17 protein-coding genes and 1 other annotated feature are annotated in these 19,826 nt (G+C 40.2%); of the genes, 2 read left to right on the forward strand and 15 right to left on the reverse strand.

What is annotated here, in order from left to right; translation table 11 throughout:
• Position 1 precedes the first annotated feature (1 nt).
• From dtd to MHB42_RS13025, 5 genes are all read right to left on the reverse strand, one after another.
• Positions 2-442, reverse strand: coding sequence for a D-aminoacyl-tRNA deacylase (gene dtd / locus MHB42_RS13005; protein WP_340806664.1), 441 nt, complete (start codon positions 440-442; stop codon positions 2-4).
• 36 nt (positions 443-478) lie between these two features.
• A complete protein-coding gene (locus MHB42_RS13010; protein ID WP_340806665.1) occupies positions 479-2,674 on the reverse strand; it encodes a RelA/SpoT family protein in 2,196 nt (731 codons plus the stop codon).
• A 229-nt stretch (positions 2,675-2,903) separates the two neighbouring features.
• The gene (locus MHB42_RS13015) at positions 2,904-3,818 is read right to left on the reverse strand and encodes a pseudouridine-5'-phosphate glycosidase (RefSeq protein ID WP_340806666.1); all 915 of its coding nucleotides are present in this window, start codon (positions 3,816-3,818) and stop codon (positions 2,904-2,906) included.
• A 4-nt stretch (positions 3,819-3,822) separates the two neighbouring features.
• A complete protein-coding gene (locus tag MHB42_RS13020) occupies positions 3,823-4,914 on the reverse strand; it encodes a carbohydrate kinase (protein ID WP_340806667.1) in 1,092 nt (363 codons plus the stop codon).
• 95 nt (positions 4,915-5,009) lie between these two features.
• Positions 5,010-6,260: an MFS transporter gene (locus tag MHB42_RS13025; protein WP_340806669.1), complete on the reverse strand. Its 1,251-nt coding sequence runs from the start codon at positions 6,258-6,260 to the stop codon at positions 5,010-5,012.
• Positions 6,261-6,405: 145 nt separating this feature from the next.
• On the opposite strand from MHB42_RS13025, the gene MHB42_RS13030 reads away from it, so the two are divergent.
• Positions 6,406-6,861, forward strand: a complete 456-nt coding sequence (locus tag MHB42_RS13030; RefSeq protein ID WP_340806672.1) for a MarR family winged helix-turn-helix transcriptional regulator — start codon at positions 6,406-6,408, stop codon at positions 6,859-6,861.
• A 58-nt stretch (positions 6,862-6,919) separates the two neighbouring features.
• Here MHB42_RS13030 and MHB42_RS13035 read toward each other — a convergent pair whose 3' ends face one another.
• The 10 genes from MHB42_RS13035 to MHB42_RS13080 form a co-directional block, all read right to left on the reverse strand.
• Positions 6,920-7,432 carry an adenine phosphoribosyltransferase gene (locus tag MHB42_RS13035; protein WP_340806673.1) on the reverse strand — a complete coding sequence of 171 codons (513 nt, stop codon included), beginning with the start codon at positions 7,430-7,432 and terminating at the stop codon, positions 6,920-6,922.
• A 30-nt stretch (positions 7,433-7,462) separates the two neighbouring features.
• Entirely contained in the window at positions 7,463-9,538 is a 2,076-nt protein-coding gene (gene recJ, locus MHB42_RS13040) for a single-stranded-DNA-specific exonuclease RecJ (RefSeq protein ID WP_340806674.1), read from the reverse strand.
• A gap of 394 nt (positions 9,539-9,932) precedes the next feature.
• Positions 9,933-10,298, reverse strand: a complete 366-nt coding sequence (locus MHB42_RS13045; RefSeq protein ID WP_340806675.1) for a hypothetical protein — start codon at positions 10,296-10,298, stop codon at positions 9,933-9,935.
• Between the two features lie 936 nt (positions 10,299-11,234).
• Entirely contained in the window at positions 11,235-11,525 is a 291-nt protein-coding gene (locus MHB42_RS13050; RefSeq protein ID WP_340806677.1) for a single-stranded DNA-binding protein, read from the reverse strand.
• Between the two features lie 148 nt (positions 11,526-11,673).
• Entirely contained in the window at positions 11,674-12,465 is a 792-nt protein-coding gene (gene trpA, locus MHB42_RS13055; RefSeq protein WP_340806678.1) for a tryptophan synthase subunit alpha, read from the reverse strand.
• Positions 12,462-13,667, reverse strand: coding sequence for a tryptophan synthase subunit beta (gene trpB / locus MHB42_RS13060; protein ID WP_340806679.1), 1,206 nt, complete (start codon positions 13,665-13,667; stop codon positions 12,462-12,464). The genes trpA and trpB overlap by 4 nt, the downstream gene beginning before the upstream one ends.
• Positions 13,651-14,280 carry a phosphoribosylanthranilate isomerase gene (locus tag MHB42_RS13065; protein WP_340806681.1) on the reverse strand — a complete coding sequence of 210 codons (630 nt, stop codon included), beginning with the start codon at positions 14,278-14,280 and terminating at the stop codon, positions 13,651-13,653. The genes trpB and MHB42_RS13065 overlap by 17 nt, the downstream gene beginning before the upstream one ends.
• Positions 14,277-15,068 carry an indole-3-glycerol phosphate synthase TrpC gene (gene trpC, locus MHB42_RS13070; RefSeq protein ID WP_340806683.1) on the reverse strand — a complete coding sequence of 264 codons (792 nt, stop codon included), beginning with the start codon at positions 15,066-15,068 and terminating at the stop codon, positions 14,277-14,279. Before trpC ends, MHB42_RS13065 begins: the two co-directional genes overlap by 4 nt.
• Positions 15,065-16,096 (reverse strand): anthranilate phosphoribosyltransferase, encoded by a 1,032-nt coding sequence (gene trpD, locus MHB42_RS13075; protein WP_340806684.1) that lies wholly within the window; start codon positions 16,094-16,096, stop codon positions 15,065-15,067. The genes trpC and trpD overlap by 4 nt, the downstream gene beginning before the upstream one ends.
• The gene (locus MHB42_RS13080) at positions 16,093-17,460 is read right to left on the reverse strand and encodes a chorismate-binding protein (protein WP_340806686.1); all 1,368 of its coding nucleotides are present in this window, start codon (positions 17,458-17,460) and stop codon (positions 16,093-16,095) included. The genes trpD and MHB42_RS13080 overlap by 4 nt, the downstream gene beginning before the upstream one ends.
• 71 nt (positions 17,461-17,531) lie before the next feature.
• Positions 17,532-17,769 (reverse strand) — a binding site (T-box leader).
• 313 nt (positions 17,770-18,082) lie between these two features.
• Between MHB42_RS13080 and MHB42_RS13085 the strand changes: the two genes are divergently transcribed.
• Positions 18,083-19,771: a methyl-accepting chemotaxis protein gene (locus MHB42_RS13085; protein WP_340806687.1), complete on the forward strand. Its 1,689-nt coding sequence runs from the start codon at positions 18,083-18,085 to the stop codon at positions 19,769-19,771.
• Positions 19,772-19,826: the final 55 nt, after the last annotated feature.

Here is a 19,826-nt window from a genome sequence, read left to right on the forward strand (position 1 = left end):
ATTATTTTGATTCTAGAAGTATTGTTACTGGACCATCATTAATGAGTGCCACATCCATCATTGCACCAAAAATACCTGTTTCCACCTGTAAGCCATGCTCACGTAATGCTTGATTAAAAGCTTCCCATAGTGGTTCTGCTACTTCTGGTCTTGCTGCACCTGTAAAGCTTGGTCGATTCCCCTTTTTGACATCCCCATATAACGTAAATTGTGAAACAGATAAAATAGCGCCTCCATGCTCTAAAATGGAATGATTCATTTTCCCCTCAGCATCTTCCCAAAGGCGTAAATTCGCTATTTTTTTAGCTAAATAGGCGATGTCCTCCTGTGTATCTCCCTGTGTAATCCCCACTAAAAGTACATAGCCTTGATCAATCGCTCCCGTCACAGTTCCATCCACTGTAACAGAGGCAGCCTTACTGCGCTGTAATACTACTTTCATGCGTTCAAACTCCAATCCTATCTATGTTGCTTACGATTAATTGATCACACGCTGTACCGAATAAATATCAGGTGTTTGTTTAATTCGTTCAACAACTTTATGCAAATGCGAAATATCTGAAATGGCAATCGTTAAATGAATGGTTGCGATTTTATCGTGATCAGCACGTCCACTGACCGCTAAAATATTTGTTTTTGCTTCACTAACAATTTGCATCACTTCGTTTAAAATTCCCGGTCGATCAAACGCTGACACTTCAATATCAACAGGGTATTCTTTTTTCACAGGTGTTATACCATGCTCCCATTCAACCTCTATTAAACGCTCCTGCTCATCTTCCACTTGAATATTTGGACAGTCAGCACGGTGCACAGATACACCTCTACCCTTTGTAATAAAGCCTACAATATCATCGCCAGGCACAGGCGTACAGCAGCGTGACAGGCGAATCAGCATGTTATCAATCCCCTTGACAATGACACCTGATTCTGTGCGTTTTTGGGGAACCGGATTTTTCATTTTTTGTTCGATTTTCTCTAAGGCTTCTTCCTGCTCACGCTCTTTGCGACGTTTTTCGGCTAAACGATTCACAACTTGCTGTGCAGTAATACCATTCATGCCAACTGCCGCATATAAGTCATCTTCGTTTGTATAATTAAACTTATCACAAACACGTTTTAAGTTTTCTGCTGACATCGTTTCCTTTAAATCGAAATCTTGTGCACGAATTTCTTTTTCAATCATATCTTTTCCTTTGACAATATTTTCTTCGCGCAAATGACGTTTAAAGAATTGTTTAATTTTATTTTTTGCCTGTGAGGATTGAGCTATCTTTAGCCAATCACGGCTTGGTCCAAAGGATTGCTTAGATGTTAAAATTTCAATAATATCGCCTGTTTTTAATGGTGTATCAAGCGGCACCATTTTACCGTTAACCTTTGCACCAATTGTACGATTTCCAACCTCTGAATGGACACGATAGGCAAAATCAATCGGAACAGAGCCTGCTGGCAACTCAATAACATCGCCCTCAGGTGTAAAGACGTAAACCATATCAGAAAATAAATCAAATTTTAAGGATTCCATAAATTCCTCAGCATTGGATGATTCATTTTGGAATTCTAAAATTTCACGGAACCATGTTAGTTTTTGATCGACATTTTGCTTTTGTTGATCGACCTTTCTACCCTCTTTATATGCCCAGTGTGCTGCAATCCCGTACTCAGCAATTTGATGCATTTCCTTTGTGCGAATCTGTACCTCTAATGGGTCGCCATAAGGTCCTATGACTGTTGTATGCAAGGATTGATACAAGTTTTGCTTTGGCATCGCTATATAGTCTTTAAAGCGACCTGGCATTGGCTTCCACAATGTATGAACAATTCCTAACACGGCATAGCAATCTTTAATGCTATCGACAAGTACACGAATGGCTAATAAATCATAAATCTCATTAAACTGCTTTTTTTGCAGTACCATTTTGCGATAAATACTATAAATATGTTTTGGTCGACCATATATATCTGCCTCAATTTCGACCTCTGCTAGCTGTGACTTCATTTCAGCCATTACATTCTCTAGATAAGCTTCACGTTCTTCTCGCTTTTTCTTCATCAAACTAACAATACGGTAATATTGCTGTGGATTTAAATAGCGAAGTGCTGTATCTTCAAGCTCCCATTTAACAGCCGAAATTCCAAGACGATGTGCAAGTGGTGCAAAAATTTCTAATGTTTCTTTTGAAATGCGTCGTTGTTTTTCAGCAGGTAAGTGCTTTAATGTACGCATATTATGAAGACGGTCTGCTAGCTTAATTAAAATCACACGAATATCCTGTGCCATTGCTACAAACATTTTTCGATGATTTTCTGCTTGCTGTGCTTCTTTTGATAAATATTTAATTTTCCCTAACTTTGTTACACCGTCAACAAGCACGGCTACCTCTTCACCAAATTCCCGTACCAAATCATCCCGTGTAACATCCGTATCTTCGACAACATCATGTAAAAAACCTGCCGCTACAGTTGCTGGGTCCATTTGTAATTCAGCGAGAATACCTGCTACTTGTACTGGGTGAATAATATACGGTTCACCAGAGCTACGGAATTGCTCAATATGAGCATCCCTTGCTACTTCATATGCTTTTTTCACGAATGCGACATTTTCAGCATTCATGTAGGATTTGACCAACTCAAAAACGTCCTCAGGAGTCAAAATTTGCTCTTTCGCCATAACATGTCCACCTTGCTCGTCAAATTTTTCAGATTAGATATAAGCTTAATTGTATAAAACATTGGTGTCGCTTGTAAAGGGAGTGTATCATTTAGTTGCGTTAATCTCGTGAACAGTTTGAAAAATAGCAAAAAATAATGTAAATGCTACTGAAAAAGGCCCTTTGCGATTCAACCGCAAAGAGCCTTTTATTTTGCTAATATTCTATGAAAAAGCGTACATAAATAAATTAATGTAGTTGATTATAGGCTACAGCAATTTTTGCACCTACTACTGCATTATTTTTCACCAATGCAATATTTGCATCAAGGCTTTTGCCTTCTGTTAGCTCCTTTACTTTTCCAAGTAAGAATGGTGTAACATTTTTACCTTGAATACCATTCTCTTCAGCTTCTACTAAAGCTTTTTCAATAATAGCTGTAATAAATGCATGCTCTAATGCATCCGCTTCTGGAATTGGATTTGCGATCACAGCGCCACCTTTTAAGCCTAATTGCCATTTCGCACGTAGCATTTCAGCAACTTCCTCTGGTGTATCAAGCTGGAAGTTTACATCAAAGCCACTTTGACGTGTATAGAATGCTGGTAATTCAGCCGTACCATAGCCAGCAACTGGTACGCCTTTCGTTTCAAGATACTCTAATGTTAAACCAATATCTAAAATAGATTTTGCTCCTGCACAAATAACGGCTACATTTGTTTGTGCTAATTCTTCTAAGTCAGCCGAAATATCCATTGTTGTTTCCGCACCGCGGTGTACGCCACCAATACCACCTGTTACAAAAATTTCGATACCTGCAAGCTCTGCACAAATCATTGTCGCTGCAACTGTTGTAGCACCTAATTTTTTCGTTGCAAGTAAATAGCCTAAGTCACGACGAGAAGCTTTTGCTACATCTTGCGCATTGCCAAACATTTCAAGCTCTTCATCCGATAAACCAATTTTTATTTTGCCATCAATTAAGGCAATTGTCGCTGGCACTGCACCATTATCACGAATAATTTGCTCGACTTCTCGTGCAGTTTGTACGTTTTGCGGGTATGGCATACCATGTGAAATAATTGTTGATTCTAATGCAACGATTGGTAAGCCCTTTGCTTGTCCTGCTTTTACTTCCTCTGATAATACGATAAATTCTTTCATGTTGTTATTCCTCCATTTCACTTTTTAACACATCAACTGATAATTCTGGTCTTACAGTATAAGGAGATGCCAGCGTATTTTTAGCATTTGTTAGCCCAGCATCAATACATGTTGTAAAAGCTTGCCCTGTCAGCCAGCTATGGATAACCGCACTGACAAAGGCATCTCCTGCGCCTGTGACATCCTCAATTTTGTCTATTGCCTTCGCAGCAAAATGACTTGGTGCAATTGTGGCAGATGCTGCATAGACACCCCTGCTGCCCGCTGTGATAACAGCATGCTCAGCTCCTAGCTGCAGAAGCTTGTGTAATGCCTTTTCATAATGGGTAGCGTTGTCAATTGGATGTCCAACAATTGTTTCTGCCTCATCTGTGTTGCAAATAAACCATGTGACACCCTGCAATGTTTCAGGTAAGCGATTCATTTTAGGTGAGGATACAGGCACAATAACAAGTGGGATAGCACGCGCAATCGCTACTTGCTGCATATAAGCCACTGTTTCTTTTGGACAATTTAAATCCAAAATAAAGCAGCCAGCATTGACAAGCATTGTTTCATATTTCTGTAACAAACTCGGTAGCAGAAGGTCATAAACCTCCATATTCGCGACAGCTAACGCTAGCTCTCCCTGCTCATCCATAATGGCTGTATAGGAACCAGTAGAAGCCTCTGGTAGCTGCTCCACATAACGTAAATTCATAAAGGGCTCAGAAGCCTCTTGAATAACTTGCCAATCGGCATCCTTACCAGCCGTTGTCAATAACGTTACTTGATGGTTTAATCTGCCTAAGTTTTCAGCAATATTGCGACCAACGCCTCCTACACTAAAGGAAGAGCTCGCAGGATTGGATGTCCCAAATTGAACATTGCCCTTCACATGAAATTTACGGTCTAAATTAGCTCCCCCGATACAAATAATTTCATTTTCTTCAGGTAAAATATATGCACGACCTACAATTTTTCCTTGCTTCATTAAATTCGACACTAAATTCGCAAGCACAGGACGCGACAGATTCATAGCATCTGCCATCTCCTGCTGAGACATAAACGGATTTTGGCGAATTAAAGCAAGCACCGCCTGTTCTCTTTCATTCATAGCATCACCTTTTATTATATTTGTTTGTATTATAAACTTTTGTTTGAAATAAGTCAAAAAAAGTTGAACCCTTTTATCGGTGTTCAACTTTTTCATTATAAATGCGCTTTAGGTTGCTTTTTAATAATAATCACACATAAACTCGCCATGGCACAAAATAGACCTGCAAGGAAAAATGCCCATGTATAAGCATTGAAAAACTTATAAATAAGTCCCCCTCCATATGCAGCAACGGCGGCCCCTACTTGGTGTGCTGCAAATATCCAGCCATAGATGACACTACTTTGCTGCATACCAAATGTTTGGCGTGTAATGCTAATGGTTGGCGGCACTGTAGCAATCCAATCAAGTCCATAAAATATTGCAAAAATTGTTAATAAAATAAGTGACCCTTGTGCAAGTGCATACGGCAGTAATAATAAAGAAGTCCCTCTTAATAAATAATACCAAAACAATAGCCAACGATTGTCAAAACGATCAGATAGCCAGCCTGAGATTGTTGTCCCAAGTAAATTAAAGACACCCATAAATGATAGCAATGATGCAGCGGTCACTAAAGGGATGCCAAAGCTAATACAATAAGAAACAAAATGCGTACCAATTAGTCCACTTGTTGATAGCCCACAAATAAAAAAGCTACCTGCCAATAGCCAAAATGCTTTTACTTTAACTGCCGCTAACAAACCATTAAAGGCAATCGTAATTGGATTTTTATTAATATGAACAGGCTGTTCCTCTACCACACCTTCCTGCCCATACGGCGTGATACCTATATCCTGCGGTTTGTTTTTAATGACAATGGCAATCAGCATAAACATAATGGCACTAAGAATAAGAATTAAGCTGATGGCACCTCTCCAAGAATAGTGTTCAATCATCATAGCTAAAACTGGCAATAAAATTAATTGACCTGTTGCTGTGCTAGCCGTTAAAATACCAACCGCTAGCCCTCTTCGCTTCACAAACCAATGATTAGCCACATACGGGCTTAGCACTGTTAAAAAGAGGCTTGCACCAAGACCAATTATACCTCCCCAGATTATGATTAACTGCCATGCTTGACTCATAATAAAAGTGAACGCCATCCCGACCATCAACGTAGCCATTGCGCTTAACATCATTTTCTTTAAGCCTATAATTTCAAGTAACGCTGCCATAAACGGTCCCGATATACCATACAAAAATAAGCTGATGGCAAATGCTAAGGCAATTGTTGAACGTTCCCAATGGAATTCCCTTTCAAGAGGGTCTATAAAAACACCTGCTGAGGAAATTGTAATCCCCGCTACAATAATTGAAAAAAAAGTAACAACTAAAATTAGCCAGCTATAATGAATACGTTTCATAAAGACACCTACTTTTCTATGTCTATTGTTAAAAGTATGTATATACATATATAATGAAGGTAATAAGAAGAGCTGTCAAGAAGGGATTTCCAGCTCTTCGGTGTATACTTGACATAAGTTGAATTTTTTAAAGGAGTGTAAGGCTATGAAAAACATAGATTATACACAAATATGTGTTTGTGCAAACCTTCGAAAAAAAACAAGGGTTGTCACGCAATTATATGATAAGCTACTTCAGCCTACAGGTTTAAAAATCACACAATATTCCATGCTGGCAAACATCGCTCATTACCAAGCTGTGTCGATTAGTCGCTTAGGTGATATTTTGCAGCTTGACCAAACAACTGTTACACGCAATATCCGTCTATTAAAGGAACAAGATTATGTACAGCTAACAAAGGATACGCAAGATGCTCGCAGTAAAAATATTACGCTTACTGATAAGGGCTTCGCAAAGCTCAATGAAGCAAGACCTATTTGGCAAGCTATTCAAAGGAGAGTAATTGACGATATTGGTATCGAAAAGTACACAGATTTCTACGATACTTTGCAAACACTGCAAAAAATTATCAAGTCCTATGATGAAGAAGATAACATATAATAAAAAATGCCTAACATGAAGTGAAAGACCTTCATGCTAGGCGGATTCTTTAACCCTCTTAATATTGGATAAGCGCTTTAATATCTAAGTCGCCAAGCTTTGCACGACCATTTAATTCTACAAGCTCAATTAAAAATGCACAGCCTACTACTTGTCCGCCTAATTGCTCTATTAAGCGAACAGTCGCCTCTACTGTACCACCAGTTGCCAGTAAATCATCACAAATCAATACTTTTTGCTCTGGCTTAATGGCATCCTTATGCATTGTTAATGTATCTTGTCCATATTCAAGACCGTAATCTACACTAATCACTTCTCGTGGTAATTTGCCAGGCTTACGGACAGGAGCAAAGCCAATTTGCAGTGCATAGGCTACAGGGCAACCAATAATAAAACCGCGAGCTTCAGGGCCTACGATAATTTCAGCACCTAATTCTTTGGCATACTCGACAATTTGATCTGTTGCATATTTATAGGCAGGACCATTATCCATAATTGTTGTGATATCTCTGAAGGTAATGCCCTCTTTTGGCCAGTTTTCAACCGTTGTAACATATTGCTTTAAATCCATGTAATTGTTCCTCCTACGAAACGTTTTCGTCTAGTTCTGTAATCGTTCATCAAACCATTGTTTTAATTCAATATAGGGGGCATAAACTAATTTTTGCTCCATTTCAATCTGCTGTGAACGGTGTTTGTAAGACGGTGCCTCTGTTAGTGCTTGTTTTGGGACATTCACGTTGACAGTTGTCAGTCCATTCTCCATTTTAACAAAACCGAGCTCAAAAAACACCTGTGTCATAAATTTTAATGCTTCTAATGGCCATCCTGTATGCTTGGCTAAATCGGCAATATGCATATTAAGCGGAAAGGCTGGTCGATTTTTCAAAAATTTATAATACCAAGCAAATTGCTCACGAGTAGGTAAACCGCTAAAGTATTGTGAATCTGGTATATAAAAATGCGCATAAATACGCGAAGGCTTTGTTTTCTGTAAAACCGCCTCTAATCTCTCAATACTTTGTGGCAAATCTAATAGCACAATATAATCACTTTGCTCAATATTTGATAGGGCAGGATCAACCACCACAATTGGTGCACCAATTAATGATTGATAATATGTCATCGTTTCTGGACGAAAGGCAATAAATATGGCAACATCTTTTGGCACTGTATTCAACCAACGAGCTGTTTGACGAATACCTCGAATATCAAATAATTGCCATTCTGTTGTTTGTACATCCTCAATCATAAATTGAGCCTTTTTGCGTCCTTGCCATTCATTAATTTGTAAATCTCCTATAAAGGACACCTTAATGCCGTATGTTAGCTCATCGTGTAAATGTCCTTTATTAAAGCCAACACTATCTAGCTTTTCATAACCATCTGTTAGCTCCATTTTAATATGGTTATCAGCTGCCCCGATTTTACGCATCGATGCAATTTCTACATCTTCCAGCACATACGTAGGCTTTGGAAAATCTGTACCAAATGGACCAAGCATAGCAATTTCCTCAATGGCATCTGCTGAAATTTCATCAAGGCGCAGCGGGATATCAATATGAACAACAGGTGTTAATTGCTCCTCTGTTAAACAGGCTCTTGCCTGAGCATCTAAGCGAGTACGTAGTTCATCCACATGCTCTAATGATAAGGTCATACCTGCAGCCATAGGATGTCCACCGAAATGCGGCAAAATATCTCGATTTTTAGCAAGCTCATTATATAGATGGAAGCCTTCAATACTACGAGCAGAGCCTTTCGCTATACCTTTCTCTGCATCAAGTGATAGCACAATGGTTGGGCGATAATACAGTTCAACTAAACGCGAGGCGACAATACCAACAACCCCTGCATTCCAGCCTTCACCTGCCACAACAAGCACTAAGGAATCGCCAATCTTTTTATCTGCTTCAATTAAGGCAACAGCTTCATCTGTAATGCTTTTCACCAGGTCTTTGCGCTCTGCATTGCAGGCATTAAGTTGCTTTGCCAAGGCAGCTGCTTTGGCACTATCCTCAGCCATTAATAGATGAACGCCAGGAGCCGCTTCCCCAAGTCGTCCAACAGCATTTAAGCGTGGGCCAAAATAAAAGCCTATCGTTTCTTCATTAATTTTTGCCTGCTCTGTGCTTGCTACATCACACATCGCCTGCACCCACGGACTAAGAGAACGGCGCATTTCCTGTATGCCACGCTTCACAAGATAACGATTTTCATCCACAAGTGGCACTAAATCCGCTACCGTACCAATCGCAACAAACTCAAGCAAATGGGTTGGCAATTCTCCGTAAAGCGCATGTGCTAGCTTAAAGGCTACTCCAACTCCCGCAAGCTCCCCAAATGGATAATGCCCCTCTGGTATACGAGGATGTAAAATAATATCTGCTGGCGGCAGCTCCTCACCCGGCTCATGGTGATCCGTTACAATCACATCCATGCCTAGCTCCTTTGCCATGCGAATCGGCTCAATACCTGATATGCCATTGTCCACTGTAATAATTAACTGTACACCCTCATCATAGGCTTCACGGAATAATGCCTCATGCGGGCCATAGCCATGAATAAAACGATTCGGTATCTTAAACGATACATCTGCCCCAAGATCAAGCAGAACATTTAACATCACGGTTGTGCTTGTGATTCCATATAGTGATAGGTAAGCCTTTGAAGTCATCTCCAGCTTTTCCCCCACTTCACACCGTGCATGAGATTTTCACCTCACACGGCGTTCCATCGAAAACATTCAAAACTTTTGTAATCTACATAACTTAACAGAATTCACTTTATTGTTTACTATGTCTAATCGTCCAAATTTAGATTGTTAATGCTTCTAGTTCAAGTTTCTTTCTTAGCGTATTTAGCTTACTTAACATACTGATGTTCATTATTAAAGCTTTATATTTTGGGATTACTGCTTCATCTTTTGCATGTATCAAGATATGTATTTCTTTATCAACTATGCAGAGGTTTTTATATTCATCAGTACTACCTTGCAATCGTGGTACTTTATGATGTCAATGTAAAGTCATCGGATTTAATTCTTGCGCTGTTACATAACATTTACCTCTTTATGCACAATATAATGCAATACGATTATCATTATATTCAATACTTCGTTGTGGAATTGGATGTTCCATTAAAAAGCGTAGTATATTGACATCAATAGTAGATAGATTTCTATGAATTTCTTCTCTACCTTCTTTTGTATATGCATTTACTACATTGCGTTTCATTATTGGACTTTTGTGTTTAATGTAGCCAATAGGTAGAAACGGTGCTCCTGATATAAATCTAAGTTGTTTGCTTTTTCCGTATTCTTTCTTAATAAAGTCGGATGTAATAACACCCGCCTTCTTGATTCGCCGTTTCATTCGATGGTCTTTTAAACATGCATTGATTTCATACGCAATGTTTCCCATATCCTCAGCTATCATTGTGGCTATACGGAAATATTGATGAAGCCCTATTACAGTTGAGCTGTATAATGCAATTTTTCTTGCTTGGTCGTTTGAGCCACTATCATCTCGAATACCCTTAATAATTTCTTTTATTTAAAGTTACTACCTCTTGAACTATGGTCATACAGCATATCGAATGTATCTTGCATGCTGTAGTATTCCATATTTCTTAGTTTGGACTTTTTAACATGTTTTGCGATTCGTGAATTCGCCACAGACATCAGCCCCTTCTCAAGTGGTGATTCTATTAGTCATACTCGAATCTGTGATTTGTTATGCATTTATAAGTCTTTGAAAGTTCCGACTAGAGCCTATCCCTCCACCGCTTATTATCACGGTTTCAATGGTACTGTGACTCCACTCTCACGGAAAGTTAATCAATTTTAATAGGTTGCCCCTTTATATATTGAACTGCTTCACAGGTAGGTTAATACCTCCACATCCTCCGCTTTCCACGTTCCGATTCCTTTATCCCTACATATATCCTTAGGTTTCTCCTATAGTCCTGTATGCTGGAACTTGCCTGTAACAAGCTATGGGCTTTCATAACGCCAGATTCTTACTTACCCACACATACGATGGCATTGCCACCCATTGCATTTCTACAATGTCTACGTCTAGATCCGTACATTCAGAGATTCGTCAGTGCTTATGCAGCACATTCTAACCATAGATATTTTATGGACTCCCGGCATATAGGATACACCATCTACCTCTAGACAGCTTTCGTGATTTACCATTATCGTAAACTTACGGTATCTCTCTGCCGACTTCACCGAGCTTCATACTTTCCTACTTAACCTTGGTAAAAGCATGTCGGAGTATCAGAGTAGGCGTTTCAAGGCGTTACCCTATCATTCCACCTATCAAGGAATCAGTTCTCCTAGAAAATCTAGTGTCTAAGCTTTTCACTTAGAAACGTGTCGCACCCGCGTCATAATCGCCATAAATCAAGATTTTCTCTCCATTATCTAATGCTTGCTCAATTCGTGCCACTGCTTCAGCCATACCTTTCATTAGCAATGGATCATGTATACTTGTCTCAGTCATATTTATTAAGCTCTCTGCATCTGCTGTTGTTTCACAGCCTCTTGCCGCTAAAATTTTCGCTGCAATCGCAGAAAGTTGTAAGTCATTTTGCAATGCTTGTACAAGTGTGGCATCTGGGCGCTCCACCTGCCATCTTTTTTTTGATAGAATCATCTTCTCACTTCCTTACGAAGGCTATTATACCGAATTTCTATACAATCCGCACTATTCTCTTTATCAGGTGGATTTTCTCGTGCTATCCGTCAATTCTGATATTCTATCCGTCACTTTCCTCATTCTATCCGCCATAAAAAAAGCCTACTCATTGAGTAGACTTTGTTCGTATATCTTTTGAGGCAGCTACTAGAGCTTGCACTGTTGCCATATCGCCCTTATGCAGAGCTGTTACAATGGCGCTACCAACAATAACGCCATCTCCTAATGCGCCCATGCTTTTGACTTGCTCAGGCGTAGAAATGCCAAAGCCTGCTAGCACAGGGATCGGACTTGCTTGACGCAAGCGTGCAAAATGCTGCTCTAAATTATCCGCAAAATCGGCACGTGCACCTGTAATCCCATTGACCGTTACAGCATATACAAAGCCTTGGCTAGCTGCTGCAATACGAGCGATGCGCTCTGGAGGGCTCGTTAATGATACCAATTGTACAATATCAATGGCATATGGATTTAAAGCTTCACGCAAAATCTCGCTTTCCTCTAATGGCACATCAGGTACGATTAATCCCTTAACGCCTGCTGCTACACAGGCTTGAGCAAAATTATCTAAGCCATAAGCTAAGACAGGATTAAAATAGGTCATGACAACTAATGGTACTTTGATTTCTTCGCGAAATGAAGCTAATGTTTGCAGCACCTTTCTTAAGGTCACGCCTGCTGCAAGTGCACGTTCACCTGCCTGCTCAATCGTTGGGCCGTCTGCTACAGGGTCTGTAAAAGGAATCCCTACTTCAATAGCCGTAACGCCTAGCTGCTGCAAACTTAAAATCGTTGGTTGAATGGTTTCAAGTCCTCCATCACCAGCCATGATATAGGGTATAAAAGCTTTATGCCCTGCGATTTGCACCTGCTCAATTGCCTGTTGTAAAGTTGTCATTTTTCATCCCCTCCTAATGCTGCTCGCACGGTATGTACATCCTTATCGCCTCGGCCTGATAAACATACAACAATTACCTGATCTTGCGGCATTGTTTTGGCAAGCTTTGCTGTATAGGCAATAGCATGAGAGCTTTCAAGCGCTGGGAGAATGCCCTCTGTTCGGCATAATAATTGCAAGCCCTCTAATGCTTCATCATCTGTTATCGCATCAAATTGGGCACGACCAATATCATGTAAATAGCAATGCTCTGGTCCTTTTCCTGGATAATCTAATCCCGCTGAAATAGAGTGTGCCTCCTGCACAAAGCCATTGTCGTCCTGCAATAAATACATATAGGCACCATGTAACACGCCTAATTGTCCGCCTGCAATCGCTGCCGCATGCTTGCCTGTTTCAAGCCCCGCGCCTGCTGCCTCCACGCCATATAAGGCTACTTCCTCATCATCAACAAATGGATGGAACATACCAATCGCATTGCTGCCACCTCCTATACAGGCAACAACTGCATTTGGTAAACGTCCTTCCTTCTCTAAAATTTGCTTTCTTGTTTCAACACCAATCACACACTGAAAATCACGTACAATTTTTGGGAATGGATGTGGTCCTAATGCAGAGCCTAAAATATAATGGGTATCCTCCACATTCGTCACCCAGTAGCGCAGTGCCGCATTCACAGCATCCTTTAATGTTTTAGAGCCACTCTCTACAGATTGAACCTTTGTGCCAAGCAGTTCCATTCGAAAGACATTTAACTGCTGGCGCTTAATATCTTCCGCTCCCATAAATACAACACACTCAAGATTTAATAATGCACAGGCTGTAGCTGTTGCCACACCATGCTGTCCCGCACCTGTTTCGGCAACAATTTTCTTTTTGCCCATACGTTTTGCCAGCAGTGCCTGCCCAATGGCATTGTTAATTTTATGCGCGCCTGTATGGTTTAAATCTTCACGCTTTAAATAGATTTTGGCACCACCAAGCTCCTTTGTCAGATTGGCTGCGTAATAAAGTGGCGTTTCTCGCCCAACATAGTCCTGTAAATAATGAGCTAGCTCCTCTGTAAATGTTGGATCATTTAACGCTTTATCATAGGCTGCTTCTAGCTCTAATAAGGCTGTCATTAATGTTTCTGGTACAAATTGTCCGCCGAACTTTCCATAACGCCCATCCTTTGTAGGTACACTATTTGCAATTGACATGATGCGCTTCCCCCTTTACTGCTTGTAAAAATGCTTGTATTTTTGTAGGGTCTTTTACCCCATCTGTTTCCACACCGCTTGATACGTCTACCATAAAGGGTGTGACGCTTGCGATGGCTTCGTTAATATTCTCGGCATGAAGCCCACCCGCTAATATTAATTTCTCTCGTGGAATCCCTACTTCCTCTAACAGTGTCCAATCGAAAGTATGACCGCTACCTCCTTTAAAATCAGTGCCGGGTGCATCAAATAAATAATAGTCCACCTGATAATTGGCAGCAACTTGCACATCCTCTTTTTTACGTACTGACAATGCCTTAATGGCTGGATAGCCCTGCTTCTGAATAAACGCTGGTGTTTCCTCCCCGTGGTATTGTACATAATCTAGCGGCACACGTTCTACTGCTTCCTTTAATTCAGCGGGCGTTGGATTTACAAACACACCAATTTTTAAAACGCCCTCTGGTATTTGCTGTGCTAGGTGCTGTGCCTGCTCAAGCGATACACGGCGTTTACTTGGTGCAAAGACAAAACCAATAGCATCTGCACCTGCCTGCACAGCCGTCATAACATGCTCTGGCTCACGCAAGCCACAAATTTTCACCTTCGTCATACAGATGCCTCCTCTTTCAATACCTGTAATTGTTGCAACGCTATGCCTGCATCCCCACTACGCATTAAAGCCTCACCAACAAGCACACCGCTTGCGCCCATCGCTGCTACCTTCTGCGCATCCTCCTGTGACCAAATACCACTTTCACTAATTAACACACGCTTCTCGTCAAATGGGAAAACCTCTGCAATTTCTTGTGTATGTGCTAGACTAACCTCAAAGGTGCGTAAATCACGATTATTGATACCAATTAACTTGGCATCTACTGCAAGCGCACGTTGAAGCTCTTCCTTATCATGCACCTCTACCAGTACCTCCAAGCCTAAGCTCGTTGCATAGCTATATAAATCGCGTAATGTTTCATCCGTTAAGGCAGCTACAATTAATAGAATAATAGATGCACCCGCTGCCTTGGCAAATCGAATCTGCACCCGATCCACCATAAAATCCTTGCACAGTAGCGGTGTATCTACGACATTGGCAACATCGGTTAAATCCTGAAACGAGCCTTTAAAAAATTCCTTATCCGTTAAAACAGAGATAGCAGCAGCTCCTGCCTGTGCATAGATTTGTGCTTGCGCAACTGGATTTGCGCCCTCTGCAATCAAGCCTTTAGAGGGAGAGGCACGCTTCATTTCTGCAATGACCTGCAGCTTATTTGCTTTGTACAATGCTTCAAATAATGATGGACGTGGTTTTTCTACAAAATTGGCTAACGGATCAGGCTGCTCCAATAAAGCGCCTACCTCAACCTTTTTTTGCTGAAGAATTTTATTTAAAATATTCATTGTCCTACCTCCACCTCTTTTATTTGCTGACTATAGGTAACAACCGCCTCTAGTTTTTGTAATGCTCGCCCACTAAAAATGCTATCTTTTGCCATAGCAACACCCTCTTTAACGGTATTTGCAAGACCATAGCCAAATAACCCAATGCCAGCATTTAATAACACTGTATCCAAATAGGCACTTTGCTCACCAGCTAGTAATTTTTTCATAATCACGGCATTTTCATCTGCATTGCCTCCGCGAATCGCCTCTAGTGGTGTAACAGGAAGACCAACATCCTCTGCTGTTAATGAAAAAGGAATTAAATCACCTTTATCGACTAACACAAATGTATTTTGCCCTGCTAAGGAAGCCTCATCTAGCCCTTGTGTACCCGAAACAACAATCGCACGTTCACGTCCAAGCATTTGTAGTACAGATGCATATTCCATGACAAAATTAGGTCGATTAATACCAGTAAATTGTGTGGACAATGGTACTGGATTTGTTAATGGTCCCACAAGATTAAAAATGGTTGGCTTGCCAAGTGAACGGCGCACCTCACCAATCCGCTTTAACTTAGGATGAACATTTGGCGCATATAAAAACGCAATGCCCTCCTTTTCCAATAGCTCAACCGTTTGAGCAATTGTAATATCTGTATGAATTCCTAATGCCTCCAAAACATCCGAGCTACCAGAGGAGGAGGAAATTTTACGATTCCCGTGCTTGGCTATTTTGACACCTGCACCTGCTAAAACAAAAGCAGATGCTGTGCTAATATTAAATGTATGAAGCCCATCTCCACCAGTACCGCAATTATCCATATAACCATTTTCTTGAATGGGCACTTTTCGTGCAAAGGAGCGCATAACTGTTGCCAATGCTGCTACCTCATGGGCAGTTTCTCCCTTAGCAGATAAAGCTGTTAAAAAGCTGGCAATTTCATCTTTCGGTGTATCATCCTGAAATATCCATTGCGCTGCCTGTAACATTTCTTCATATATTAAGTGTTCACCTTGTAAAACTTTTTGTTGGTAATCTTTCATTGACTTTGCCCTCCATTACTAGCAAGTAGCTGTAGAAATGTCCGTTCTTCCTCTTGCACCTGCTGTAAAATATCGACTATATCTGTATATTTCGTTAGTGTAACCATCGACTGCATATGCATTGTTTGCTGTTCAACAACAATGGATTGCCCTGTTAAGGCAAAATCTAAATGCCCATTAAAGCCAATAAAACCAAGTGCGCCACCAAAAATGCCTGCAGTATGATGCCATTGTTCTAAAGACTGTGTTGCTTGCTTCTTTGGTATCCCTGTAGCAGAGAATGGTGGTATTGTTATGGCTAATACATCAAGAGCATGAAGCATTGGTAACAGCTGACCTTCTATCCTTGTTGTCATATGAAGTGCATGCTTGGAGCGGACAATGCGCATTGCATCCATCACCTGCACAGAATCTCGGAAACAAACAGACTGTAGCTCTTGCTGCACTGCACTAACAAGCACTGCATGTGATTTCCTCACTTCTGTATGCTCAGATAATTTTCGTTCATTCTCTAAATCTTCGCCCTTTGTCATACCTCTTGGATACGTGCCCTCTGTAGGTGTGGCAATCACGCGCTCACCCTTTACTTGTATTAAACTTTCAGGGGAAGTACCTAACACAACATGATCATCAAATTCAACATAATACATATAGGCAGCAGGCTTTTTCTTGCGTAGCTGTCTATATAAAGAAAAGGCATCTCCCTGAAGGCTTGCCACATAACGTTTGGATAACACAATTCTCGTTACTTCCTCGTTAAGTGAATCTTGCATAGTCTGTAAAGTTGTTGTAAATGCCTCATTGCTTGGTGTATCAAGTAATTGATAATGGCAGCCTACATCCTCACAGGTATCTCCATGTACTAATTGTTGTGCCAACGCCTCTAAATCAGGCTCTTGTTTTTCTGCATCAATATTTGTATAAATTAATGTCACTTCATCTGTTACATGATCAAAAACAATAATTGTTTCATATACATGAAAATGTGCATTTGGAAGCTCTAATGTATCGTCTGCTAACATTGTTGTGCCATGTCCAATATAACCAACAGCACCGCCAGAGAACGGAAATTGTGTTGTATTGGATATCCGTGGCATTAGTCGTTTAAGAAGAACGAAAAGCTCTCCATGATGTGTATACGTTTTGCCTGTTTTATAGGAATACTCCTGAATTTCTTGCCCAATGCCCTTATAGGTTTTTCTTGGATTTGCCCCAATAAATGAAAATCTTCCTGCTTCTTCGTGTTGAGCCGAGCTCTCAAGCAAAAATTTATGTTTTCCCTGTAAACGTCTAAAAATTAAAATAGGTGTTAATGAATCACCATTTAAGCTTTTTATTTTTGTTCTTGAACTCGTTGTTTGCATAGCTCTCAATCTCCTTTTAAATTGCTATCACGAAATAAAAAAGCCCCCTGCAAAAAGGATTATTCCTAATTGCAGAGGACGATTATAACCGCGTTGCCACCTCATATTAGAGCCTATGATGCTCTCATCTCTAGCTTCCTTTATCATAACCTCAATAAAGCAAGCAACCCCTATAACGTGGGGAATCCCGTTCGCCTTTTAGAAGCGACTCTCCTAAGTCCATTCACACTAAGTTGCAAATCAGTTTACACCATCCACTGACTCTCTAAATTGCACACTTAAGCTACTACTCTTATTCAACAATTTCTCAGCTATTCTGCTCTACACTCAGCTCATCTGTTCTAAGGCTGACCTCGCTCCCGAAGCCTTCTACCTTCACCGAACAAAAAGTTAGCTCTAATTCTATGTCAAAGCTTTGTAATTGTCAATAAATTCTGAAGAAAAAGTTTAAATTTATATATTCATAGAAAATAAATCCCCAGCTTCCCTCAGTATTGACCGAGTAAACATATCAAGTTATAGTAACCTCAGAATATGTTTGATCAAACATCTGTTGAGTCAACATAAAGCCTCTAGCAAAGATCATTATTTTTCTATACAAAAGAAGAAAGTAGGCATGTGTATGTCCATTCGAAAAAAATTAAATTTAGGTTTTATTTTCCTAATAGGTCTATTGTTTATTTCTAGCATTGTATCCTTTGTCGAATTCAAAGCTACACAAAATGATTTAAATGAAGTGCTTAATCATCGCATCGTTCAAATTGAGTTAACTGAAAAAATACGCCAGCAGCTTGCCTCTCAAGGTTTATTTTTACGATCCTATATTTTAAATAGTAAAGATGAGATAGCTAAAGCAAATTTAGAACGCTATGAACAGCAATTACCAGAAACAATTGAAGAGCTTTCTTCGATTGTACGCTCCGATTATACAAAAAATATTATGCAACAAATCACTGAGCTACAAGATGGACTACTCACCAATTCAGCAAAAGCAATCCAAGTATTTGAAAGTGGTAATACGGACGAAGCACTCACTCACATTAATGTAGATGTAACCTATTACAATAAGGAAATTTTCGCACTAACAACTGAGTTATTAAATTATCATCAAGAAATGCTGCAAAAAACAGATCAAGAGGTCAACCACACCGTTTCACGCGCTCTAATTATTTCAATTAGTTTACTAGTTGCCAGCATCGTTACTGGTCTATACTTTATGCGATTTGTTAAAAGTTCCATTGTTCAACCATTACACAAGGTTATTCATGCAGCAGATACTTTAGCTCAGGGGGATTTATCCATTGCACAGCTTGACTATCATTCAAAGGATGAGATTGGTATACTGGCAAATGCGGTAAACACTTTACAACAAAATTTATCCGGCTTAATCACCAATATTCAAGATAGTGCCTCTCATCTATCAGCGGTTTCAGAGGAGCTTTCTGCTAGCACAGAGGAAGTCACAACAACTTCTGATGATATTGCACAACGTATTCAAGAAAATGTAACATATATCAATTCATCTGCTAGCGCCTCCCAACAAAGTGCTATTGCTATGGATGAAACAGCAGCTGGTGTCCAACGTATAGCTGAAGCAACGCATAGCTTACATGCCAATGCGACAAATATGACACAGCTTGCCCAAACAGGAGGCACAACAATTTCAACAGCACAGCAGCAAATGGATATCATTTCAGTAGCCACTGCTGACGTTGCAACATTAACCAATAAACTTAGTCAGCAATCAAAAGAAATTGAACAGATTACAGCCGTAATTACAGCGATTTCAGAACAAACAAACTTACTCGCACTCAATGCAGCTATTGAAGCAGCAAGAGCTGGGGAGCATGGCAAAGGCTTCGCTGTAGTAGCTGATGAAGTACGCAAGCTTGCAGAGGAATCTAATCAATCAGCTCATCAAATTGTCGCCATTACAAAGGAAATTCTTGTAGATACAGAAAATGTAGCAGCCGCTGTAGATAATGGCTTAGCTTCTGTACAGGATGGTGTTGCCAAAATTCATGAGGCAGGCGATGCTTTCTATGCAATTACATCGGCAGTCACAGCATTTACCGAGCAAATCGAAGAAATCTCTGCCACATCTGAGGAAATCTCTGCAAGCGCCGAACAGGTCGCAGCCTCTGTTACAGAAATTGCAAATGTTTCAAAGCAATCAGCTAATAACTCGCAAATTATTGGACAATCTGTGGATGAACAAGTTGCCACAATGCAGCAGGTCAACGCTGTCGCAGAGGAATTAAGCGATAATGCTCAACAGTTACAGGCTTTATTACAGCAATTTAAGCTATAGATAAAGTGCATTATAGATAAAAAATCTGCTAGCTTTTAAAAAGCTAGCAGATTTT

This window comes from Lysinibacillus sp. FSL K6-0232, from assembly GCF_038008325.1.
GTDB lineage: Bacteria > Bacillota > Bacilli > Bacillales_A > Planococcaceae > Lysinibacillus.